General features: G+C 71.2%; 18 protein-coding genes. 10 read left to right on the plus strand and 8 right to left on the minus strand.

What is annotated here, in order from left to right; translation table 11 throughout:
- Positions 1-59: 59 nt before the first annotated feature.
- A complete protein-coding gene (locus O7626_RS04265; protein WP_278066052.1) occupies positions 60-1,445 on the plus strand; it encodes a cellulase family glycosylhydrolase in 1,386 nt (461 codons plus the stop codon).
- A gap of 100 nt (positions 1,446-1,545) precedes the next feature.
- On the opposite strand, the gene O7626_RS04270 is transcribed toward O7626_RS04265, so the two are convergent.
- Positions 1,546-2,964 carry an HEXXH motif domain-containing protein gene (locus O7626_RS04270; protein WP_278059447.1) on the minus strand — a complete coding sequence of 473 codons (1,419 nt, stop codon included), beginning with the start codon at positions 2,962-2,964 and terminating at the stop codon, positions 1,546-1,548.
- Positions 2,961-4,277, minus strand: coding sequence for an FxsB family cyclophane-forming radical SAM/SPASM peptide maturase (locus O7626_RS04275; RefSeq protein WP_278059449.1), 1,317 nt, complete (start codon positions 4,275-4,277; stop codon positions 2,961-2,963). The genes O7626_RS04270 and O7626_RS04275 overlap by 4 nt, the downstream gene beginning before the upstream one ends.
- A gap of 308 nt (positions 4,278-4,585) precedes the next feature.
- On the opposite strand from O7626_RS04275, the gene O7626_RS04280 reads away from it, so the two are divergent.
- The 4 genes from O7626_RS04280 (at position 4,586) to O7626_RS04295 (ending at position 11,052) form a co-directional block, all read left to right on the plus strand.
- Positions 4,586-4,798 (plus strand): hypothetical protein, encoded by a 213-nt coding sequence (locus O7626_RS04280; protein WP_278059450.1) that lies wholly within the window; start codon positions 4,586-4,588, stop codon positions 4,796-4,798.
- Between the two features lie 64 nt (positions 4,799-4,862).
- Positions 4,863-8,597 carry an FxSxx-COOH system tetratricopeptide repeat protein gene (fxsT, locus tag O7626_RS04285; RefSeq protein WP_278059452.1) on the plus strand — a complete coding sequence of 1,245 codons (3,735 nt, stop codon included), beginning with the start codon at positions 4,863-4,865 and terminating at the stop codon, positions 8,595-8,597.
- A gap of 23 nt (positions 8,598-8,620) precedes the next feature.
- Positions 8,621-9,688, plus strand: coding sequence for a hypothetical protein (locus O7626_RS04290; RefSeq protein WP_278059454.1), 1,068 nt, complete (start codon positions 8,621-8,623; stop codon positions 9,686-9,688).
- 155 nt (positions 9,689-9,843) lie between these two features.
- The gene (locus O7626_RS04295) at positions 9,844-11,052 is read left to right on the plus strand and encodes a cation:proton antiporter (protein WP_278059456.1); all 1,209 of its coding nucleotides are present in this window, start codon (positions 9,844-9,846) and stop codon (positions 11,050-11,052) included.
- On the opposite strand, the gene O7626_RS04300 is transcribed toward O7626_RS04295, so the two are convergent.
- From O7626_RS04300 to O7626_RS04310, 3 genes are read right to left on the minus strand one after another with little or no spacing between them, the layout of a single operon-like run.
- The gene (locus O7626_RS04300) at positions 10,955-13,276 is read right to left on the minus strand and encodes a hypothetical protein (protein WP_278059458.1); all 2,322 of its coding nucleotides are present in this window, start codon (positions 13,274-13,276) and stop codon (positions 10,955-10,957) included. The genes O7626_RS04295 and O7626_RS04300 overlap by 98 nt on opposite strands.
- Positions 13,273-14,238 carry an ATP-binding protein gene (locus tag O7626_RS04305; RefSeq protein WP_278059460.1) on the minus strand — a complete coding sequence of 322 codons (966 nt, stop codon included), beginning with the start codon at positions 14,236-14,238 and terminating at the stop codon, positions 13,273-13,275. The genes O7626_RS04300 and O7626_RS04305 overlap by 4 nt, the downstream gene beginning before the upstream one ends.
- Positions 14,235-15,188, minus strand: a complete 954-nt coding sequence (locus tag O7626_RS04310; RefSeq protein WP_278059462.1) for a hypothetical protein — start codon at positions 15,186-15,188, stop codon at positions 14,235-14,237. The genes O7626_RS04305 and O7626_RS04310 overlap by 4 nt, the downstream gene beginning before the upstream one ends.
- A 325-nt stretch (positions 15,189-15,513) precedes the next feature.
- Between O7626_RS04310 and O7626_RS04315 the strand changes: the two genes are divergently transcribed.
- Complete coding sequence (locus tag O7626_RS04315) at positions 15,514-15,993, plus strand: OsmC family protein (protein WP_278059464.1); 480 nt, start codon at positions 15,514-15,516, stop codon at positions 15,991-15,993.
- A gap of 21 nt (positions 15,994-16,014) precedes the next feature.
- Here the strand turns inward: O7626_RS04315 and O7626_RS04320 are convergent, their stop codons facing one another.
- Both O7626_RS04320 and O7626_RS04325 read right to left on the minus strand, forming a co-directional pair.
- Positions 16,015-16,953: a DUF6282 family protein gene (locus tag O7626_RS04320; RefSeq protein ID WP_278059466.1), complete on the minus strand. Its 939-nt coding sequence runs from the start codon at positions 16,951-16,953 to the stop codon at positions 16,015-16,017.
- 41 nt (positions 16,954-16,994) lie between these two features.
- Positions 16,995-17,816: a GntR family transcriptional regulator gene (locus tag O7626_RS04325; protein WP_278059468.1), complete on the minus strand. Its 822-nt coding sequence runs from the start codon at positions 17,814-17,816 to the stop codon at positions 16,995-16,997.
- A 582-nt stretch (positions 17,817-18,398) separates the two neighbouring features.
- On the opposite strand from O7626_RS04325, the gene O7626_RS04330 reads away from it, so the two are divergent.
- From O7626_RS04330 to O7626_RS04345, 4 genes are all read left to right on the plus strand, one after another.
- A complete protein-coding gene (locus tag O7626_RS04330) occupies positions 18,399-19,418 on the plus strand; it encodes an ABC transporter substrate-binding protein (RefSeq protein WP_278059470.1) in 1,020 nt (339 codons plus the stop codon).
- A gap of 126 nt (positions 19,419-19,544) precedes the next feature.
- Positions 19,545-20,333: an ABC transporter permease gene (locus tag O7626_RS04335; protein ID WP_278059472.1), complete on the plus strand. Its 789-nt coding sequence runs from the start codon at positions 19,545-19,547 to the stop codon at positions 20,331-20,333.
- A gap of 154 nt (positions 20,334-20,487) precedes the next feature.
- Positions 20,488-20,790: a cold shock domain-containing protein gene (locus O7626_RS04340; protein ID WP_278059474.1), complete on the plus strand. Its 303-nt coding sequence runs from the start codon at positions 20,488-20,490 to the stop codon at positions 20,788-20,790.
- Positions 20,791-21,014: 224 nt separating this feature from the next.
- The gene (locus tag O7626_RS04345; RefSeq protein WP_278059476.1) at positions 21,015-21,890 is read left to right on the plus strand and encodes a metallophosphoesterase; all 876 of its coding nucleotides are present in this window, start codon (positions 21,015-21,017) and stop codon (positions 21,888-21,890) included.
- A 61-nt stretch (positions 21,891-21,951) separates the two neighbouring features.
- On the opposite strand, the gene O7626_RS04350 is transcribed toward O7626_RS04345, so the two are convergent.
- Positions 21,952-22,809: a class I SAM-dependent methyltransferase gene (locus O7626_RS04350; protein WP_278059478.1), complete on the minus strand. Its 858-nt coding sequence runs from the start codon at positions 22,807-22,809 to the stop codon at positions 21,952-21,954.
- Positions 22,810-22,844 lie beyond the last annotated feature (35 nt).

A 22,844-nucleotide genomic window follows, 5' to 3' on the forward strand; every position in this document is an offset into this window, starting at 1 on the left:
GCCGGTCGGGCCGCCGCCGTCGAGTGCCCGGAGGAATCGTGAGGCGTACCCGCAGATCGCTGCTGCTGGCCGGGCTCGTCGCGGCGGTCGCCGCCGCGCCCGTCACGGTGGTCGCCCAGGCGGCGGTGACCGCCGCCGCGACCCCGACCGCCTCGTTCGCCAAGGTCTCCGACTGGGGGTCGGGCTGGGAGGGCCGCTACACCATCACGAACGGCGGCAGCAGCGCGATCACCTCCTGGCAGGTGCAGTTCGAGCTGCCGGCCGGCACGACTGTCGGCTCCTACTGGAACGCGACGCTTGCCAGCAGCGGCCAGCGGCACACCTTCGGCAACGTCCCGTGGAACGGCCGGATCGCCCCGGGCGCCTCGGTGAGCTTCGGCTTCATCGGCTCCGGCTCCGGAGCGCCGAACGGCTGCCTGCTCAACGGCCAGCCCTGCGGCGGCGGCACCGCACCGACCCCGACCCCGACGGCGACGCCGACCGGTGTCCCGCCGACGGTCCCGCCGGGCGGCAGCACCCCGGTGGCGGCGAACGGGCAACTGCGGGTCTGCGGCCGGCAGCTCTGCAACGCCGCCGGCAAGGCGATCCAGTTGCGCGGGATGAGCACGCACGGTCTCCAGTGGTACGCCAACTGCGCCACCCCGGCCTCGCTGGACGTACTCGCCCGGGAGTGGCAGGCGGACGTACTGCGGATCTCGATGTACATCCAGGAGGACGGGTACGAGACCGACCCGCGCCGGTTCACCGACATGGTGCACAACTACATCGAGCTGGCCACCGCCCGGGGCATGTACGCCATCGTCGACTGGCACATGCTGACCCCCGGCGACCCGAACCACAACCTGGAGCGGGCGCGTACCTTCTTCGCCGAGATCGCCGACCGGCACCGGGCGAAGACCAACGTCATCTACGAGATCGCCAACGAGCCGAACGGGGTGGCCTGGAGCGCCATCAAGAGCTACGCCGACCAGGTCATCCCGGTGATCCGCAGCCGGGACGCCGACGCGGTGGTGCTGGTCGGCACCCCCGACTGGTCCTCGCTGGGCGCATCCGGCAGCGGCGGCGGTGCGGACGTGATCGCGGCCAACCCGGTCGACGCGGGCAACGTCATGTACGTCTTCCACTTCTACGCCGCCTCGCACGACGACTACTACCTCGACACGGTCCGCAGCGCCTCGGACCGGCTGCCGCTCTTCGTCACCGAGTTCGGCACCCAGGACTACTCCGGGGACGGCCCGAACGACTTCGTGATGGCCCAGCGCTATCTGGACCTCTTCGCCAGCCGGAAGATCAGCTGGGTGAACTGGAACTTCTCCGACGACTTCCGCTCGGGCGCGGTCTTCACCACCGGCACCTGCGCGGCCGGCGCGTTCGGCGGCACCGCCCGGTTGAAGGAGGCGGGGGTATGGATCCGGGACCGGATCCGCACCCCGGACGACTTCTGACACCCGGCACCCCAGCCCGACCCGGGCCGTCGGCGGTACGCCGCCGACGGCCCGGAGCCGCGCCGCGCAATGTCCACACGGCGCGCGGCCGTTCGTCGGGTCAGCGCGACGGGCCCTCGCCGTACTGCTCGGTCCACCGCAGCCGGTGCCGGGTCGCGATCTCCGCCGCCGCGCGCCGGGCCTGGTCGGAGACGACGTCCTGTCGACACCAGATGCCGAGTACGTCGGCGAGTTGCGCCACGATCCACTCGCCAGTCGGCGTCAACGCTGGCTCTCTGCGGAGTACGCCGGCGACCTGGCGACAGGCATCCCGCCAGCGCAGGTACTCCACCTCGGCCAAGGCTCGACCCTGTCCGGGGCGTTCGGCCCGCAGATGACGGCGCCAGAAGCCGGCGACCCCGAGATGGGCGTACAGGCCGTGCAGCAGGCCGGTCACCGGTCGCGGGTCGTCCCGCCACGGCGCGTAGAAGAGCCGTGCCTCGCCTGGCCGGACGAGCGGGACCAGGTCCATCAGCGCGGCGAGCTTGGCATGCTGTATCTCGTGGGCCAGAGTGACGGCGGCGGTGACGTCGTCCGGTGGCAGCGACAGGGCGAAACAGCCGAAGGCACCCCGGAAGGTCCCGCTGGACTGGCCGCTGGCCGGTGGCCGCAGCGGCGCGATCACGGTGATCGCAGCCGCCGTCTCCGCCGCCACCCGCCGGTGCTGGCGCACCAGCAGATCCCAGCCGCCGGCCAGCCGCTGGTGCCAGCGGTGCAGCGTCGCGCGGTCGGCCGCGTCCAGCCGCAGCAGATCTGCCCGGCTCGGCGGGTCAGTCTCGGCCCGGTCGTCATCCGGCCAGGCCAGCGCGGTGCCGTCGAACCGAACTCGCATCGCGAGGCCGGCGCTGGCGGTCTCGAAGCGCGGCAGGGTGGTCCACCCCGGAGTGTCGGACGCCAGCCCGGTCGGCAGCGACAGCAGGGCAGCGCCGTACGCCAACTCCACCCGCCCGCCGGGCTCGACCCGAGCCTGGATGGCGGAAAGGTGCTCGCCGGAGCGGGGCGGCGGCAGGTGGGCCCGGCCCAGCGTGGGCAGGTCCACGGCGTGTTGCCCCGGCACCGGGCCGGGCAGCGTGATCGACAGCGGTACGCCGGCTCGCGCCGCGGCGCTGACCGCGACCGAGGCCAAGTGGCCGGGCTGGCTGGTCAGGCTCGGTGCGCGATGCAGGCGCAGAGCGGTGCGCATTGCCCATGCCCCGATCATGGGGTCGCGCAGTGTCCGGTGCACCGCCTCGGGAGCCCTGCCTTCGAGCCGGGCGAGGGCGTCGAGCGCAGCCCGGGTCAGTGCCGCCTGCGGGTGCCCGACATCCTCGGCCAGTTCGGCGAGCCAGCGGATCGCCAGTACGTTCTTGCTGTGTTGGGCGACGACCAGCCGGGTCACTGCCGCGACACCGCCGGCACCCCGGGCCAGTCCGCGCAGGATTCCGGCGGGAAGCCGGTGCCGGGGCAGCGCCGCCTGCGTCTCCTGGGTACCCGCTGTCATCTGGGTCGGCCCTCGTCCGTTGCGCGGGTGGCCGTCCCGGCGGTCCGCGTGTCCGGAGGGCGAATTTCTCCGAGGGCTCCCGGTGCCGCCGACGGGACGGATTCCCCGGTCGTCGCCCAGTTGGCACCCTGCCCCGGCACACCGGGCCGACCCTGGAACGCCGCCGGGTTCCGGAGCGCGGCGACATCCCGGGCGAGCCGGCGGCCGATGTGCGTGATCAGCAGGCAGAGGTCGGCGCAGTAGACCGACGGGTTGTCGAATCCGGTCCCGGCCCGGTACCGGTGTGCGTGGTATCCGCCGCCGCAGATCCGCCGTAGCCGACACGGCCGGCAGGCCCGGGGCAGCCGGCCGGCAGCGTGTCTGCGTCGCTCGACCGACGGCAGTCGGAGTACCGCGTCGAACGACGAGGACAGCACGTCCAGACCGGTCGCGGCGGCGCCCGGATAGGTCGCGTTCAGCCGGTCTGAATCCTCGATGCTGCCGTCGGTCTCCACCACGACCGTACGGCTCGGGCCGCCGCCGATTCCCTCGGTCCGCGACCTGCCGCCGAGCCAGAGCGCCATGATCTCCTCGAAGAGACGTACCCGGGTCTGCCGGACGGGCGCCGCGTACCACTGGTCGAAGACGGCGACGAGCCAGCGACCGTACCGGGGGTCGCCCTGATCCGCTGGCCGGCCGGGCGGTGGGCTCTGCCAGTTGCCGTCGGGGAGAAGGAAGTCGACCGCGGGCGGCGAGAAATCGAGCAGCGCCCGGTACGCCGCCACCGGATCGCCGTCGAGGTCGATGGTGCAGAGCAGACCAGCGTAGATGTCCCGGTAGCGCGGCGCGGCCAACCGCCGCAGTGCCTGGCTGACCCGGGCGTGGCTGCCCCGTCCGGCCCGGTCCACCCGGTGCCGGTCGTGCACCTGTCGGGTCCCGTCCAGACTGATCCCGACCCGCACGTCGAGGTCCCGGAAGAGTTCCAGGAAGCCGTGGTCGAGCAGTACGCCGTTGGTCTGTAGGGAGAAGCGCACCGACGCCGGTCCGTCGGCGTGGCCGTCCCGGAGCGCGGCGCGGATCGCGCGTACGCATCGGGTCATCGTCTCCGCTCCGGCCAGCAAGGGCTCGCCGCCGTGCAGGACGATGTCGACAGCGGGCAGCGCGTGCCCACGTACGTGTTCGGCGAGCCGTTCGGCCGTCGCATCGACGATGCGCCGGGACATGACCCGGGGTCGCTCGCGCCAGCGCTGGTCCGCCATGGTGTAGACGTAGCAGTAGTCGCAGGCGAGATTGCAGCGGCTATGGATCTTGATAATGAACTGCCGTATCGGCAATGGGGCAGACGGGTCGGCCGGGCACCCATCCGCGACGCGACCGTGCATCTTTCCATCCTGCACCTTGATATCAGAACTGGGAAGGCATCCGTCCTGTGAGCTCGATCGATCCCCAGGGTCGTATATTTGACAGTGGACGGGGGTGCCGATATGCCAGGCAAAATACCGCTTGGTCAATGCTCGAACGTCGATCTTGCGCCGTCTGGATAACCGGCCGACGGCGCGGTGGGCGCTCGGTGATTACCATGGCAGTCTACGGACGTAACGGGGCAGACTTGTGTGTGGCACCCGCCTCCGGAAGGGTCGATGTGGAACGTGACGACGCGCGGCAGGCGTACGGCGACCAGGCCGACATCCACCATCCGGCGATCGAGTCGGACCTCATCGACGTGACGGGGATAGATCTCGACGGGCTCGCCGCGTTGCCCCGCTCCGCCCTAATGGTGGCATTGCGCCGGATTGCCGACGAGGACCCGCTGGCCCTCGACTGGTACGCAGGGTTTGAAAGGGACATCAATTAGGACTCGCCAGGGTCCGATCTGTTGCCCAGCCCACCGAACATCGCCATTCCCGGCAGGAGGCACCATGAACCTCAGGACGGGTGTCGCCGCACAGCCCCAGGTCGTCTCGTTTCTCGGTGCAGCCGACCCCGCGGGGCACGCCACGGCGATCGCGAACGTCGCGGTGCTGCTCGCACTGGCCGGCGAACGGGTTCTGGTGGTGACGCCCGGACAACTCGTAGTTCGGCGTCTTCACCCGTTTCCCGCCGTCGGGCCGCCGCCCGAGCGGGTGCACCCGCGTATCCGGCAGTGGCTGACTCGTCCTCCCAGCGCGGCCCGCGGTACGGGGTCGTCCGGGCAGAGCCACCTCGTCCGGTACGCGCTGCCCGACACCGACCTCCCGCTCGACGTGATCGCCCCGGGGGTTCCGACGCCCGCCCCGACGGCGTCGGTGGACGGCGCGCTGCCGCCGACCGACTACGACGTCGTGCTCGTGGACCGGCCCGCCGGATCGGCACCGCCGGGCGGCACCGGTCCGGACGCCGATGTGGTGGTGCTCTGCGTGCCGACCGCCGGACGGACACACCGGGAGATCGGTGACCTGACGTGGTCGCTGTTGCGGGAGGCCGGACCCGCACCCCGGGTGGTCGTCGGCGCCCGGTCAGGCGGCCCGGACCACCGGCCTGCCGGTCAGTTGCGCGCGTCGATCGAGCGGACGGTCACCGCGTTCCGGTCCACCAACGTGGACATCGTGGAGGTCGACCCCGACGGCTACCAGGTCGACGGGGACGGGTTGGTGGTTTACCTCGCCCCACCGCCCGGCTCCGGGCCGGACGACCCGACGGCAGCCGGGCCAGAGACCGGTCTCGGCCGCTACCAGGGGTACGACCGGCTGGCCGCTGCGGTGCGCGGCCGGACGACCGGGCTCGTGCCGGCGGTACGTCCCCGGACGCCGGCGCGCTACCGGCGGGCACTTGGCATCGGGCCGGCGGCTCGCCGCGAGGTCGTCTACCTCGCGTACGCGGTCGCTGACCGGCCCTGGGCGGACCGGATATCCGATCAGCTCGGCCTGGCCGGTGCGCTGGTGCGCAGGCTTCCCGCCACCGGCGACTGGTGGCGGGAGGAGACCGACCCGGCCCTGGTGATGATTGGCGCCCCGGCAGGATATCCGGGGGAGATCGCCGCACAGGCACGGCGTGCCGAACCGGTGACGGACGTGGTCTACGTCGACCGACCGGGCGACCAACCGGATCCGCTGTCCCCACCGCCGCCCGGTGCCCGCTGGATGTCGCCGGCGCCCGATGACCCGACGTCCGTCGAACGGCTGCTGCTCGCACACTTCGGGCTGTCCCCGGCGCCGGGACCGCCCGCCCGGACCGCCGCCGCGATCCCGGTTCCCGGCCGCCCCACGAACGGCACATACGAGTTCCCTCAGCGCAATGCGGGATTCGTCGGACGGGAGTCCGACCTGGAGGCGCTCCGCGACGAACTGCGGACGCCCGCCGACGGGCCGTCGCCGCTGCTGCGGGTCGGGGTGGCGGGCGTGGGCAAGAGCGAGCTTGTCCGAGAGTACGTCAATCGGTTCGCGTACGACTACGACGTGGTGTGGTGGGTCCCCGGTGACAATTCCGACGCGGTCCGGGCCAGTCTCTCCCGGCTCTCCGCCAGGATCGAGCCGAGGGTCCAGGCCGGTGACATCTCCCCAGCGGCGTCGGTCGCCCTCGAAAGGCTGACGGCGGACCGGCCGACCGGCAGGTGGTTGCTGGTCTACGACAACGTCGACGACCTCGCCGCAATCGACGACCTACGCCCGACGGGCGGTTCCGGGCGGGTGGTGGTCACCAGCCGCTCCGTCGCGCCGGACCCGGTGGACGGGGCCGTGCTGGAGCCGCTCGACCGGGCCGACAGTCTGACCCTGCTGAACCGGGACCTCGCCGGACTCGCCCCGGACGACGCGGAGTGGCTCGCTGACTGGGCTGGGCACCTTCCGCTGTCGCTGCGCCTCGCCGCGAAGTGGCTGCGGCACCGTGCCCGGGCGCACAGCGCCACCGGACTGCTGGAGTCGACCGCCACCGCTCGGGCGGTGACCGAGTACCGGCAGCGGATCAGCGAGGCGTCGGCCGCACTGGCACCGACAGCCGGCGCGGGGGGCCCGGCACCCGTCACGGCCGCGATCACCGTGACCGTCGGTGCGATGCGGTCCGACCCCGCTGGCCGACTGCCGGTGCAACTCGCCCAGGTGTGCGCGTTCCTCTCCCCGGAGGGTGCGTCCCTGGCACTGCTGCGATCCCGGCCGATGCTGGCTTCGCTGACCGCGCTGGCCAGCGCCGACGGCGCCCAACTCGCCGCCGACTCCATCGAACTGGACCGGGTGCTCTGGACCGCCGCCCAGTTCGGGCTGGTCGAGGTCTCCTGGAGCGCCGATCTGGTCCGGATGCACCGGCTGGTCGCGCACGCGCTGCGCGCCGCGATGGAAAGCGCCGAGCGGGACCTGGTCCGCGAGTACGTGCTCCGGGGCCTCGCCGAGTACGCGCCGAGCGACGCCGAGGACCACGTCGCGACGGACCGGCACCGGCTGACCGAACTGCGCAGGCACCTGGAGCCGTCCGGCGCGCTGAACGCCGACGACCGGTCGGTCCGGCGCTGGGTGGTGGCCCAGGTCCAGCACACCGCCCGGTACGGCGACCGGCCGGCGTGGGAGGCCATGATCCGGCTTGCCGAGGAAACCCAGAAGCGTTGGTGGGAACAGCCACGCGGCGACGAGGACCTTCGGCTACGGCTCGGCGACCACATCGCCGACCTCTATCGCAAGTTGGGGCGTAGCACCGCTCCGACCGAGCGGGACCTGCGACGGGAACGGCGTGAGCAGGCCCGTCCTGACGACCTGCGGGTCCTGTTGGCCCGGCTCGGCCACGCCGCCGAGTTGCGCGAGCAGGGCTGGTTCCGGGACGCCCTGGTCGAGGACAACGCCGCACACGAGGCCTTCCTGCGGGTGGTCGGCGAGGAGCACCCGGACACCCTGATGGCCCGGCACGATCTCGCGCTGTCCTGGTTTCTCAACGGCGACGCGCGCACGGCGCGGGACCTCGAGGCCACGGTGCTGAAACTGCGTGAGGAGCAGTTCGGCTGGGCGGATCCGCGCACCTGGCGGGCAGCCGGCAGTCTCGGCGCGTACCAGCGGGAACTGGGTGATCCCGAGGCGCAGAGCCGGCTCGGCAAGGCCTGGGAGAAGGCCAGGGAGATCGGGAGTACGCCGAGCGTCGCGGCGGCGCTCACCATCCGTCGGAACCTCGCGGTGCTGCAGCGCAAGAGTGATCCGGCGCGCGCACTGGACATCACCAGGAGCGTGGTGGAGGAGTACGTCGACCTGCTCTCTACCGACCATCCGCAGACCTGGGCGGCAAGGTTGACGCTGGCGGCCGACCACAACGCGGTGAACCGGTCCGCGGAGGCGGCCAGGCAGGCCGACACGGTGCTGTCGGCGTTTCGGCAGTGCTATCCCGAAGGGCATCCGTTCATCGGCCTCTGCCTGGTGAACCTCGGGGTGTTCCTGTTCACGTCCGGGCGCGGCAGGGCCGCTCGGAAAGCAGTCCAGGAGGGACTGGATCTGCTCGAGGCGCGATTCGACGTCCCGCATCCGTGGACCCTCGCGGCCCGGATCAATCAGCTGCCGATGCGGACCGCCCTCGGCGAGTCGGTCGAGCCTGTCTGGGCGGAGCTGTCGGTAGCCTGCCGGGATTTCCTCCCGCAGGGACATCCGTACACGGCGGTTGCGGACAACCACGGGCCGTTCATCGTCATCGAGGTTCCACCGACCTAAGCCCGGGGCAGGGAGGGCATGCCATGACTCGTCCAGCGGAGTCTCCTGGTCCGGTCCGGCCACCGGAGCCGGCAGGTCCGTTCGAATACCTCGCACCTCGGATCGGGACGGGGTTCCACGAGCGGCGCGAGCGCTGCGCTGTGCGGGTCGGCGGCACCGGACCGCTGCACCACATCGCACAGTGCACCGACGGACAGCTCGATTTCTCGCTGGACGCGCTGGGTGACGACGCGCTCAAGCACGTCTACCCGGAGCTGTCGCTGGCACAGAAGCGGCGCACCGCGCACCGGACCGACGAACAGGTGAGCCTCAAGGCGACCCAGTTGGAGCGCCGCTTGCTGGGTGCGCGTACGGGACCGTTGATCCGGCTCGTCCTGCAGGGCGCACGAGGGGCGCTCATCTGCGACCGGCTCAAGTCGGGCACCTACCTGATCGGCGCGCTGCTCGGGCTCTCCGGCAGCTCCGGGCCGGAGCCGGGGCCGGCGGTCAGTCCGGCGGCACCCGGCGGTGCCGTGGTGGATGCCGGCGACCGGGCCATGGCGGATCTTGTCCGGGAGATCCGGGACCTGATGAACCTGACCGCCGAGGATCCGGGCGGGTTCGACGACACCGACCCGAGCCCGTCTGTCCGGGTTCCGGACGACCTGGTAGCGGTTTTCGGCGAGAGGACCGGCTCCCGCGTCGCCGTCTGCCGGGCCGCATTGTCGCCGGACGATCTGCATTACCTGGCGTACTTCCGGAAAGGTCGGTTCGAATTCGCCGTCGACGTCTTCGATCATCCGGACCTCGAGGAACTGCTCGCACCGACGGACGTGGGTCGGCAGCGGCGCTTCTACTACGACTTCGGCGGGGAACTCGGCTCGCGAGTCGCCGAGCTGAGTCGGGTCGCCTTCGTGGCCGCGGGTGGCCCGTTGCACCGGGTGGTCTTCGACGTCCTGGAGGGGGCGCTCTTCTACCACCGGCTCGGCATCGCCGAATTCCTGCTCGGTGTCACGTTGAAGCAGCGCAAGGTGAGCCGGGCCGATGCCGAGATCCACCGGCTGCTTGATCGGCTCCGCGAACTCTCCGCGGCGGAGACCTCAGGACGATAGTTCGGCAACGGCGGGAAGACACCGAGAAAGCCTGCCGGGCCTTGACGTATTGTCCGGCCGCCCGGCGATTTACCATGGGGACGGCGGGCCCGGCACGATCGTGATCCGCCGGTGTGCGCGGCGTGGCGCCTGGATTGGAGGGAAGGTGATGCCCGGTGGCCGCGCTCGTCTGGCTCGGTGCCATTCTCGGCGCCGCTTTCTCCGGCTGGGCCACCGCCGCGCTCGTCGGTGCGGATGGGCTTGATCGCTCGCCGACATATCAGGTCGTCGTGCTGGTGCTGCTCGCGATCGGCCTGTTCGCCAGTGCCTCCGGCATCTCGCTGCCCGAGGCACGCCGCAACCTCAGCGCGATCGTCTTCGCGGTCACCGTCGGCGTACTGCTCAAGGCAGCACTGATCGGTCTGGCCGCGTACCACCTGATCGGTCCGGAGTACGCAGTACTCGGCCTGGTCGTGGCACAGATCGACCCGCTCGCGGTGGCCGCGCTAGGCCGTCGGCCCGGCATGTCTGAGCAGGCCAGGACCCTGCTCTACGCATGGTCGTCGTTCGACGATCCGATCACGACCCTGCTCACCGTCTACGCGTCGGGATGGTTGCTCGGCACCGCCGGCATCGCACTGGACGATGCCGCCCCGAGCCCGATCTCGTACGCGGGCGGAATTCTCGCCAATCTCGGCTTCGCCCTTGGTGCGCTCGTGGTCTGGCTGCTGCTGGTCGCTGCCAGCCGGGCGACTGCACGCTGGCTCCGGCCCAGGTGGCGGGGTCCGGCCGAGTGGGTATGGCTCGGCACCAACCTCGCAGTGCTGGCGGCGATGCTCGCTGCCGCCGTGCACCTCGTGCTGATGCTGGGAGTGGCGCTGGCCGGTCTCTTCTTCCGTCCGCGGATCGAGGCGGTGCTGCGCTGGGTGACCAGCGGTGCGCTGCTCGCCGCCGCCTTCGCCCTCGGCCTACTCCTGGTGCCCGGGATCGACCTGGTGAGCGGGGCCCTGCTCGCCGGGTTCGCGTTCGCGGCCCAGATGGTCGCCGCCGCGGTGTTGCCGGCCAAACTCACCCGGGCCGACCGGGTATATCTCGCACTGGGCCAGCAGAACGGGATCACCGCGATCATCCTGGCGCTGGTCCTGGAGCCGGCGCTGCCCGGCACGGTCGCCATCGTGGCGCCGGCGATCCTGCTGATCAACCTGTTGCACTTCGGTGCCAACGCCTGGTGGGAACTGCCTCGGCCGGCGCGGCCGGGACCCCTGCCCGATCCGGTCGAGGCCGTGGTCAGTCCCGCGGTGGCGGATGCGTCGCCTGAAGGACTGCTTGGCGCACCGCCCGCCCGAGATCGTCGAACGTCTCCCGCACGCCACTTCGACGGGTAGCCCAGGACACCTGGTCGACGTCGTCGTAGACGCTGCCGTCGTCGGGCACTGCCGGCAACTCCTCCAGACGGGACACCGGCAGGTTCTCGTAGACCGCCTCGTAGGTGTGGCAGAGCTGGATCAGCTTGTCCTCCTCGGCCGGCTTCAGTCGTACCTGTCCCGATCCGAAGGGCGTGCGGAGGTCGAACCACGCCTCGACGCCGTCCCGGAACGCCTCGACCAGGCCGCGTAGCAGGCTAGCCACGCCCACCGCGGCGTACAGTTCATCGCGGCGGAGGGCGGCGCGGACCATTGTCCGGCGGTCGACCAGGTCGTACGGGCTCACCCCGGGGTTGAAGAGGTCGTCCAGGGACAGCACTGCCCCGGAGAGCCGAGCCAGGGCATGCTCGAAGAGCTGCGCGACCGCGCTGGGCATCGCTGACGGCCGGCCGCCCTCGCCGGTCGGGGCGGGACCGGCGCGCAGCTCGGTGCGGATGGTGTTCAGCTGTTCCTCGAGCGCGGCCCGGGTCTCCTCCATCCGGCTCACCAGGCGTTCGGCGAATCCCTGCGCGTACGACTGCTGCTGGTTGAGCCAGACCAGACGTTCCAGCATGCGATCCGAGGCGGTACCGGCCTGGCCGCCCTCGATCCGGCCGAGCGCCGCCTTGACCCGGGCCGCGAAGTCGTCCTCGAACGAGTAACGGATGAACTCCAGCGGCTCGGAGTCGATCGTGGCCCGGATCTGGTCCCGGAGGTCGACGTGCACGTACCCGTCGATCACCAGGAGCGTTTCGCTGCCGGGCAGCTCCGACCGGATCGCCCTGACCTGCTGCTCCACCGCCCGGAGGTCGTCCGGGCTGATCAGCGACCGGGACATCAGGATGGCGCAGCCGGCCTCCCGGGATCCGACGGTGACCCAGAAGTCGATGGGCTCCGTGGCCGCACCCACCCAGTGCTGGCGGATGTAGCTCAGGCCGTGTCGGTTGAGCACTCGACGTACGTCTGTGCGCGCGCTTTCCAGGCTCGGAAAGTCGAACTGCTCCCGGGCGACGGCGGTGACCGTCGCCTCGGTGATGGCTGCGGCCTGCTCCTCGTTGTGCCTGCGGAACGACTGGTAGCAGAGTCGGATCACCTGGCGGGCGGTGCCGTCCGCGAGTTTGGCCATCAATTCGGGCGTGGCCGGCGCGAACGGCGCCAGTTGCGAGACGCCGAAGTGCTGGTAGTTGGTCCGCTCGATGAGCCGGCGCACGGCAGCGCCGTCCAGGGCGGACATCGTGACGACGTGGCCGATCCGCTGCCGGACGTTCGTGCCCAGCGTGTCGAGCAGGTCCGGAACACCGGCGATCACCAGGAAGGCGCCTGCCCCCTCGAAGACCTCGAACATCTTCCGGAACGCCGCCGTGGCGCTCCGGTCGGCGTTGCGGTGCACCTCGGCTATCCGGTCCAGCTCGTCGATGACCAGGAGGAAGCGATGGTATCTGCGGCCGTAGAAGTAGGCGAAGACCCCCATTGCCTCCAGGGCCATCTGCTCGCCGCTGATCGCACTGGTGATGCCCCGCTCGATCAAGGCCGGTGACGGCGGCCCGCCGGTGAGCCAGGTCCACGCCTCCTGGGCGAACTCGTGGCGACGTAGCAGCAGGGTCAGTGCGACGCCGAACTGCTGCTTGCGGGTGACCGTGACGAGCTCCTGGCGTAGCTGACGGGCCAGCCGGCTGTCGGTCAGGCCGAGGCCGCGTACCACACTGGCCGGGTCGAGTTCCCGGCCGCGCAGGCCGGCGATGGTGTCCCGGGTGAACTGCGAGCCGGGTACGTCGCCGCCGAGTTCGAGGTCGCGGGCGACCACGTCGGCGTAGTAGTCGCGGACAGTCTCCAGCACGTCCTCCTGCTGGAGCTTCTCCACGAAGCCCCGGTATAGCGTCTCGAAGGTGTTCGACGACGCTTCCAGATAGAACGGGTGCACGACCAGCGGCGGTGCGGCGGCGGTGGCCCGGTGCACCAGGTGCATCGCGAGGTGCGTCTTGCCGGTGCCGTGGTCGCCGACGATCGCGACGAGGTTGCCCTCCCTGGACTGCCGGCGGGTCGACTCCTCCGGGGCCGGCGCCAGATAGTCGTCCAGAAGCCGTACGGCGACCCGGACCGCGGGGGTCTCCACGGTGACGAAGTCTCCGGAACCCTCGTCGGTCCGGGCGATGGCCAGGGCCGAGAAGGGATTCTGCGGGGCGGTTGCCCCGGTAGGTCTGCTCATGGCCCTTCCTCCTGGCTGGCCGTCCCGCGCTTCTCGAAGCCGCCGGACGGCTCGCCCAGCATGCTCTTGTAGATGTCGGCTTTCGGCACGGGTCCCTCGGACCGCCGTCCCTGCCAGTCGTCCCACAACCGGCGGAAGATGACATTCATCCGTCCCACCGACATCGTCGGCGACCCTCCGGCGAGATAGCCGAAGGCCTCCATCACGTCTTCCGGATTGACCCACGCCTCGGGGTCGTCGACCCGGTGCCGGATCAGCTGCATCGCGTGCTGTCCGGCGAGTGACGGCTCCACTGCCTGCACCCGTAACCGGACGATGCCTCGCCGCTCCGTTTCGTTCAGAGCGTCCAGGGAGGCATCGACCTCGTCCCGTTCGGAGCTTTCGCTGAAGAACACGATCCTTGCGCACTCCCCGGCAAGGTAGGCGTATTCGTCGAGGTCTTTCGCCGCATCGGTGCTCGGCAGCAACACCACCAGGATCCGGCTGTACCGGCCGAGCACCTTGGAGAGCTGTGGATAGACGATCCGCCAAGCCTTGGCGTCGGTCGGGAAGTTCGGCGGGAACGCGAGCACGTCGCCGAGCTTGATGATCACCTGCTCGCAGACCTCACGGACCCGGGCGACCTGGTCGTCGTTCATCCGCCGGCTGTACCGATGGCGGGCGAGGTCGATCACCAGCTCCGGCGGGCGCCCGGGATCCGGCCGACCGTTCATCCTCCGGTCCAGGACGTCGGCGCAATGGTTGACCACCGAGGTCTTCCCACAGCCGCTCTCACCCGTCACCAGCACGAGTTTGCCCTGCCTACGCAGGTCCCAGTCTTCGATCGCGGTGGCGAACCGGTCCAGTTGGGCGAGCGACGAGTCAACGTCGGCGTAGAGGCCGGCGTGTTCCGGGGTACGCCACGGGCAGAGCGGCTGGTTGAACCCCGGAGGCGCTTCGGGAATGTCGAACGGGTTGGTCATCCCGGGCCCCGCCCCTCGGCGGACCGCGCCCGCAGGTCCGGCACACCCGACGCCAGCTTTGCCGGGGAGGGCAGCCGATTACCGGTCCGCCACCGGAACCGGATCGGATGATCGAGCCCGTCCGCGACCCAGTACGTCACCGCCGTCATCCGGTGTACCTGCTCGTCGATTCGCTGCGCGAACTCCGCCCTGTCGACATCCGGATCGAGCCAGAAGGTGTCCAGCATCTCGGGGCGGTCGAACGGCGCCGCGTCGAACTCGGCTCGGGCTGCTCGCAGCCCGTCCCAGCGCGGATTGGTCAGCTGCTGCTGGTGCAGCAGAGCAAGCACGGCGCGACGGCGCTCCAGCAGTGCTTCGGCGGGTTCCCGGGAGCCGTCGCCGAGCCAGGAGTCGAGGTAACGGGCGGCGGCCTCCGCCAGGTCGCGCCCGGCCCGGCGGAGGCTGTCGGCGTGCAGCCGGCGTTGGCCGGCCGAGGTCAGCAGACTGGTGACGAAGCCGCCGAACACCGCGGTCACCAGGCCGGCCAGCAGCGACAGCAGGGCGGCGAGAAAGGCCAATGCGACCGGATCCGGGCTGCCGCCACCACCGCCGGCACCCGCTCCGGTTGGGGCGGGAAGTCCGCCGGTGGCGACGACGAGGGCGGCGCAGCCGCGGTTGAAGTCGGTGGAATACCGCTGCCGCCACTGCTCCAGGGAGAGCGTCTCCCCGCGGACGACGAGGGTGTCGGGACTGCTGCCCCGCTGCGCCAGGCCGAGGGCGACAGCGGCGTCGACGAGTTCGGCGCGATAGCGGAGGGAGAGGCAGCGCACCGTGGTCGCGTCGCGGTTGGCCGATGGCGTGGAATCAGTGCCGCCCGCGCAGCCGGACGACAGCGCCACCATCGCGAGCACGGCGCCGAGAGAGTGGGTGAGCAGGCCGCGTGGCACACGGGTCAGCGTGAGCACCGGCATGGTTATCAACTCTATCGATCGACACCACAGTTCTGGGGGGCCCATCCGCATGACAAATTTGCGACAGGGCGTGCATGTGCGCACTTCCGAACTATGCCGACCTCTCGAAATTCCGTCTTGCCGACCGATCGAGCGTGGAAAGAAAGCGATCGTCGACGCATTCGGCACAATCAGTGTATTGACCGACGGCCCGAGGTGCGGGCCCGCTGGGGCCGATCGGCAACTATCCTCGGTACAGGCCCCGTGGCGACCGTCGGGCGGGCAGGGCTCGACCGATCCAGCAGCAGACGCCGCCGAGGAACATGTGGCGCCCAGGAGGAAGCCAGTGCCGAGGAGTCACGACTACGAGTTGACCGTCACCTGGACCGGGGCCGGCGAGGCGGGCACGGTCAACTACCGCGACTACGGCCGGGACCACCGGGTCAGCGCCGACGGCCCGGCACCGCTGCTCGGCTCCGCCGACCCGACGTTCCGGGGCGACCCGGCCCGGTGGAACCCGGAGCAGCTGTTGGTCGCCGCGCTGGCCCAGTGCCACATGCTGTCCTACCTGAGCCTCTGCGCCCGGGGCCGGGTGGTGGTCACCGGGTACGTCGACGAGGCGGTCGGCACGATGGTCGAGAGCGGGGACGGCGGCGGCGCGTTCACCGAGGTCGTGCTCCGGCCCCGGGTGACCGTGGCCGGAGCCGACATGGTGCGCCGGGCCACCGAGCTGCACGAGCAGGCGCACCGGCTCTGCTTCATCGCCAGCTCGGTCAACTTCCCGGTACGCCACGAACCCGTCGTCGAGGTCGCGGCCGGCGCCTGAGCCGTGCCCGCTCGTCGCCGGTCAGGCCGGCACCCGCTCGGGTGACACCGTCGCCAGCCGGCGCGAGTTCTCCACCGCCATCGTCCGGACGTCCCGCTCGGAGAAGCCGGCCTCCAGCAGCCGGTCGGCGAAGAGCGCGAGCCCGTCCTCGACCGGCGGGTTGAACGGCTGCCCGAGGTCGCTGGAGAGGACCGAGTGCGCGACCCCGACGGCCCGGATGTTCGCGAACAGCTCCGGCCAGCCGACCTTCCCGGTGTACGGCGTGGTGAAGCAGCGTTCCAGCAGCGCGCCCGCCTCGGCGAGTTCGCGCTGCTGGGCGGCGGGCAGCCGTTGCGAGGTGAACTCGGGGTGGGTGACGACGATCCGGCGTACCCCCTGCTCGGCGGCGGCCCGGACCACGGCCAGGATCTCCGGGCCGGAGAGGTGTCCGGTGGCGAGCACCAGGTCGTGTCGGGCGATCACCCGGAGCACCTGGCGGACCCGGTCCAGCACCTGTCCGTCCGGGTCGACCACCTCCACCACGTCCGGCACGATGCCCTGGGCGTGCAGGTCGGCCTGTAGCGCCCCCCACATCGCCGGCTTGGCTCCGGGCAGGTCGGTGGCGCTGCTGCGGCGCTGGTTGCCGGAGTCGACGGTCGGCATCCAGACCACCCGGGCGCCCTGCCGGCCGGCGATCTCGACCGCCGCCGGGTTCATCCCGCCCACCGAGCCGTTCAGGGTGACCGCGCCGAGCACGTCGACCCCGGGGTGGACCTTGCGGACCACCGCCGCCCGTTCGGCGGTCGGCACGTAGTGCGACTTGAGCACGAAGCCGGCGAGCCCGACGTCGGCGAACCGGGCGGCCAGGTCGAGGTCGTCGACGCGCCGCCGCATCACGTCGGGGGCGACGTGCACGTGGGTGTCGTACGCCCCGGTGACCAGGGCACGGGCGCGGGCGGACGGGACGGGGTGCTCGGACAAGGACGCTCCCTGAGGGGTGGGCGGGGCGGACCGGCGGCCGGTCAGCCCGGACGGGTGGGATCGGGCCGGCCGCTCCGGCGGCGGATCGCCGTCGCGGTTCTGGCCAGAGTGGACTCGACGTACCCGAGATGGTGCCGCATCGCCGCCTCGGCGGCGTCCGGGTCCCGGGCGGCGATCGCCTCGACGATCGCGGTGTGCTCCGCCAGGGACCGGGCCGGCCGGCCGGGCACCAGGATGGTGCGGTACTGGAACCGCACGAGCTGGGCCCGCAGCCCGGTGATCAGCCGGGACGCGGTCTCGTGTCGGGCCGCCGCGATGATCGCGGCGTGCAGCGCGGCGTTCCCCTCCGAGTAGCCGAGCAGGTCGTCGGCGTCGAGTTTCCGGGCCATCCGGGCGAGCTGCCGGCGGATTCCGGCGATCTCCCGGGCGGTGGCGTTGCGGGCCGCCTGCCGTGCGGTGAGCGCCTCCAGTACGGCCCGCACCTGGAGGATCTCCACCGCCTCCTCCTCGGTCACCAGCCGCACGTGTGCGCCCCGGTTCGGGGTGAGCACGACCAGCCCGTCCTGACCGAGCCGGACCAGTACGGTCCGGACCACCGCCCGGCTGACCTGTAGCCGGGTCGCCAGCTCGATCTCGATCAGCCGCTCGTTGGGCATCAGGTCGCCCCGGTAGATCTCCTGCCGGAGCTGGTCGTACGCCTCGTCGGCGGAGCGCGCGGGGACCCGCCGGCCGCCGGTCGTGGCCGCCACGGTGGAGGCCGATGCCGGGTCGTCGCCCGGCGGCCGGCCGCTCGGCGGTGCCTGCCGGACGACCCGGGTGCGGCCGCGGGCCGGGTTCGTCGGCCGGTCCGTGGATTCGGTCATGATGTGGTCACCGCAGCCCGCCGGGCCGGACGGATCCGGGCCGAAATCTGTCCGATGTCCACCGTCGGTCAACATCCGGGCGATTTCGTTGACGGTCGCGACGGAATCGATCGGGCCGGGAAGACTGGTGCGTCGGGTCCGCGAGGTCCACCCTGTCGACGGGGATATGCACGCGTGGGACCTTAGCCGGAGCGCGCCTCCCGACCGGGCGGTACGCCGGCCCGGCGCGGCCGGTGCCGGTCGGGTCGTCCGGGCCCGGCACCCCGTCACCTCCCAGCTCGGTACGGCTGACCGCAACATTGTCTCCAGATTATCAACAATATTGCAGACAGGCGTACGGCTGTGGATGTCGGATGTCAACCGTCCTGAGCTGCTGATATCCGGCGAACGGAAACGACTGCGCGGCTTCTTGCCAGAATCTTGACCGGATCTTGTCGATGACATTTCGGACATCACTCATTTACGATTCTCGACCGAACGAGGGCCGGCGGACCGGACACGTGCCGAGGGGTCGCGGCGCGCTGTCCGCGTGGGAGGCGTCGGTCGCCCGCCCTCGGGCCCATCCACAAGCGGGAGGCACACATGACCAGACGTTCACGCCTGCTGGCCGCGGCATTACTGTCGGCGGCACTGGCGGTCACCAGCGGGTGCGGCGGCGACTCCGGGTCGGAGGCCGAGGCGTCCAAGAAGAACCCCGACAAGGTCGGATACATCACCGCCTTCGGCGCGGTCGGCCGGGACGCCTTCGCCTGGGTGGCCAAGGAGAAGGGCTACTTCGCCGAGGCCGGCATCGAGGTGGACATCCAGAAGGGCGCGGGCAACGTCCCGAACCTGACGGCGCTGAAGTCCAACAAGGTGCAGTTCGCCGCCCTGGACTTCACCGGTGCGGTGATCCAGGCCGGCAAGGGCGAGTTCACCGACTGGCGGGCGGTCGCCGCCGTACACCAGCAGACGCTGGTCGCGGTGATGACCACCAAGGACACCAACATCAGCACCCCGAAGGACCTCGAGGGCAAGACCATGGCGACCGGCAAGGGCTCGGTCACCGAACTGCTCTTCCCGGCGTACGCCCGGCTGGCCGGCATCGACGCGGGCAAGGTGAAGATCCAGCCGGCGCAGGCGACCGCGCTGAACGGGTTGATGGCGTCCCGGCAGGTCGACGCGCTCGGCACCTTCCTGCTCAGCCGCACGGCCCTGGGAGCCGCGTCGAAGAAGGAGGTGGTGGTACTGCCGTACAGCGACTACCTGCGGGACCTGTTCGGCAACGCGGTCATCACCACTCCGGGCCTGATCGAGAAGAACCCGGACCTGGTCCGCCGGTTCACCGGTGCCCTGCTGAAGGGCCTGCAGTACTCGATCGAGCACCCCGAGGAGGCGGCGCAGATCCTCAACAGGGCGGAGCCGAGCTACGCGGTGCCGTCCGGGGTCGGCGAGATCAAGGCGATGACGCCGTACGTGGCACCGGTCGGCGGTGCGCCGGTCGGCTTCATGGACGAGCAGCGGGTGATGCGGACCATCGCCGTGATGCAGGGCGCCGGCCTGATCCCCGGCGGACTGACCCCGGAGAAGGTCGTCGACTTCGGGTTCGTGCCGAAGTCCTGACCGGCCGGGACCCTCGGGACGGCGGTCGCCTCGACCGCCGTCCCGGTCCGGGGCCGGCTGACTGTTTCTCCGCCGTCGTCGCCTCCCGCCCCGTGCCGTCGCCGCCACACCCCCCAGGAGGCCGTGATGACCGGTACGTCGACGAACAGCCGCCCGCACCGACTCTGGTCCGATGCCGGACTGCCCCTGCTGGGCGCCGTGCTCGCGGTCGGCATCTGGTGGCTGACCGCCGAACTCTTCGACATCTCGTCGTTCTTCCTGCCGGCACCGCCGGACGTGGTCGACGCCTTCCTCCGGCTGCCCGGCTACCTGCTCGCGGAGAGCTGGGTGACCCTGCTGGAGACGGTCGTCGGGTTCGGCATCGCCGCCAGCACCGGGCTGCTGGTCGCGCTGCTGCTGGCGGTCTCCCGGACGGTCGAGCGGATGACCATGCCGCTGATGGCGGCGGTCAACGCCGTACCCAAGGTGGCGCTCGCGCCGCTGCTGCTGGTCTGGATGGGATTCGGCCCGGAGCCCAAGATCGTCATGGTGATCCTGGTCTGCTTCTTCCCGATCGTGGTCTCCACGATGGCCGGGCTCACCTCGACCCCCAGCGACCTGCGCGAGCTGGTGCACTCGCTCTCCGCCTCGTGGTGGCAGACCTTCCTGAAGGTACGACTCGCCTGGGCGCTGCCGCAGATCTTCGTCGGATTGAAGGTGGCGATCTCGCTGGCGATCATCGGCGCGATCATCGGGGAGGTGGTCAACCCCGACCGGGGACTCGGGGCGGTCATCGTCAGCTCCGGCAACTCCGCCGACACCCCGCTGGCGTTCGCCGCGCTGACCCTGCTGGCGCTGATGGGCGCGGCACTGTTCTATCTGGTGGTGGCGGTCGAGCGGCTGCTCGTACCCTGGGCGAGAGCGATCACCGCCTAGCTGTTCTACCCGCGGCCGGGACGGGGCTGCCCGCCGGCCGGTCCGCTCACTAGGGTGTGGCCAGGGCCGCTCCCCGCGCTCCTGCGGGCGGTGCCGGCGGGGTGTGGCCCGGTGTGCCGGTGTTCGTCAGGGCGAGGTTGGCGGGGGTTTGGGCGTGGCGTCCGGGAAGTTGCTCAGGTTCGACGAGGTACGCGGTTACGGGTTCATCGCCCCGGACAGCGGTGGCGAGGACGTCTTCGTGCACGCCAACGACTTCGGCGAGGAGAAACACCTGATCCAGCCGGGCATGCGCCTGGAATACGAGGTCGAGCACGGCGAGCGGGGGCTGAAGGCGGCCGCGATCCGGATCGTCGACCGGCCGGCGGTCAGGACGCACCCGGCCGCACCGCCGGGGACGAGGAGCTGTGCGACGTACTCTCCGGGGCCGAGTTCAGTGCCGAGGTCACCGAACTGCTGATCGAGAAGGTGCCGTCGCTCACCGGCGCCCAGATCGCCGTCGTCCGGCAACAGATGACCGGGCTGGCCCGGTCGCACGGCTGGGTCGAGCCCTGAGCCGCGAGCGCAGCGAGCGTCCCCTGCCGGGCGACCTGCGTCGACGCGGCGGCTGCCCGGTCCGGCCGGACTGGCCGAGGTCGGGCCCGCGCACGTCGCCGCCGGCCGCCCGGCCGCTAGGATCGCCCGATGGCCACCTCCCGTCCCGGCGGCGACCTGCTGGCCGTCAGCGACCTGCACGTCGGATACGCCGAGAACCGCAAGCTGGTCGAGAGCTTCGTGCCGAACTCGGACGAGGACTGGCTGCTGGTCGCCGGTGACGTCGCCGACCGGGTGGAGGACATCTACTGGGCGCTGCGGCTGCTCAAGGAGCGGTTCAGCACCGTGGTGTGGGTGCCCGGCAACCACGAGCTGTGGACACCCCGGCAGGACTCCGTCCGGTTGCGCGGAGTCGCCCGGTACGAGCTGCTCGTCGAGATGTGCCGGCGGCTCGGGGTGGTCACCCCGGAGGACCCGTACCCGGTGTGGACCGGTGCCGACGGGCCGGTGACGGTGGTGCCGCTCTTCCTGCTCTACGACTACACCTTCCGGCCCGACGGCGCGCGGAACAAGGAGGAGGGCCTGGCGCTGGCCGAGCAGGCCGGGGTCGTCTGCACCGACGAGTACTTCCTGCACCCCGACCCGTATTCCAGCCGGGAGGAGTGGTGCGCGGCCAGGCTGGCGCACACCGAGAGCCGGCTGGCCGACCTCGCCCCCGACACCCGGACGGTGCTGGTCAACCACTTCCCGCTGGTCCGCGAGGTCACCTCGATCCTGCGCTATCCGGTCTTCGCCCAGTGGTGCGGCACCGTGCACACCGCCGACTGGCACCTGCGCCACCGGGCGGCGGCGGTGGTCTACGGGCACCTGCACATCCCCCGGGTCAACTGGTTCGACGGGGTCCGCTTCGAGGAGGTGTCGCTCGGCTATCCGCGCGAGTGGCAGCCCCGGTCACACCCGCCGCGCTGTCCCCGGCCGATCCTCCCGGTCGAGGCGACCGAGACACACCGCGACCTGGTCTGGTGACGTCGCCGCCGGCCGACCGCGTTCGCACCGGCGGAGTCGAACGGCAGCGCGCTCGACCCGGTCAGCCAGCGCCGGCGGCGCGGCGCATCCAGAACGCCCCGGTGGGCAGGCCCCGCAGGTCGGGCGGCAGCACCTCCGGGTGGCACGACCAGAGCCACGAGGTGAAGAGCAGCACCTGCCAGGCCGCGTTGTCGGTGAGGAACGCCCGGAGCAGGTAGACCTCGGTCCAGTCCCGGCCCTCCCGGAGCCACCGCTCCGGATACTCGAACGGCCAGTGGATGTCGTGGATGTGCACGATCACCCCGGGACGCAGCGTGGGCAGTACGTGCAGCAGCAGCCAGACCACGTCGGAGCCGGCCTTGGCCACGTGCGTGGAGTCGATCAGCAGGATGTCCCCGGAGTCCAGCCGGGCGAAGCTGGACCGGTCGACGTCCTGCACCCGGCGCTGCACCAGGTCGACCCGGTCACCCGGGCGCAGCCGGGACCGCAGCCGCTCCGGATGCGGCTCGACGCAGGTGATCCGCAGCTCCGGCAGGTAGCGGTCGGCGACGTCGAGGGCGACCGCCGTGGAGTAGCCGGAGCCGACCTCGATCAGCCGGGCCGGCCGGTGATGCCGGAGCATCGCGTGCAGCACGGCGGCGTCGGCGCGGCCGTACATGCCGTTGTGGTCGTGCCAGCGGTCGCTGGGCAGGTCGCCCATCAGCGGACCGAGCCGGGTGGCGAGCCGGAGCTGTTCCGCCTCCCGCAGGTCCACACCGACCGGAGACAGCTCGCGCCAGCCGACCGCGGTGCTCCGGTCCGTCGGCGAGGTGGCCGGCGAGTAGAAGTGGCCCGGTTTCACGTACGGCGGCGTGCTGAGGGCGGCGCTGATCCCCCGGGCACGCCGGACGACCTGCGTCTGGAACTCTCCGACAGCCATGCGGGGAATTCTGTCCTTTATCGCGATACTTTCGC

The organism is Micromonospora sp. WMMD1102 (assembly GCF_029626265.1).
In the GTDB taxonomy this organism is placed as follows: domain Bacteria; phylum Actinomycetota; class Actinomycetes; order Mycobacteriales; family Micromonosporaceae; genus Plantactinospora.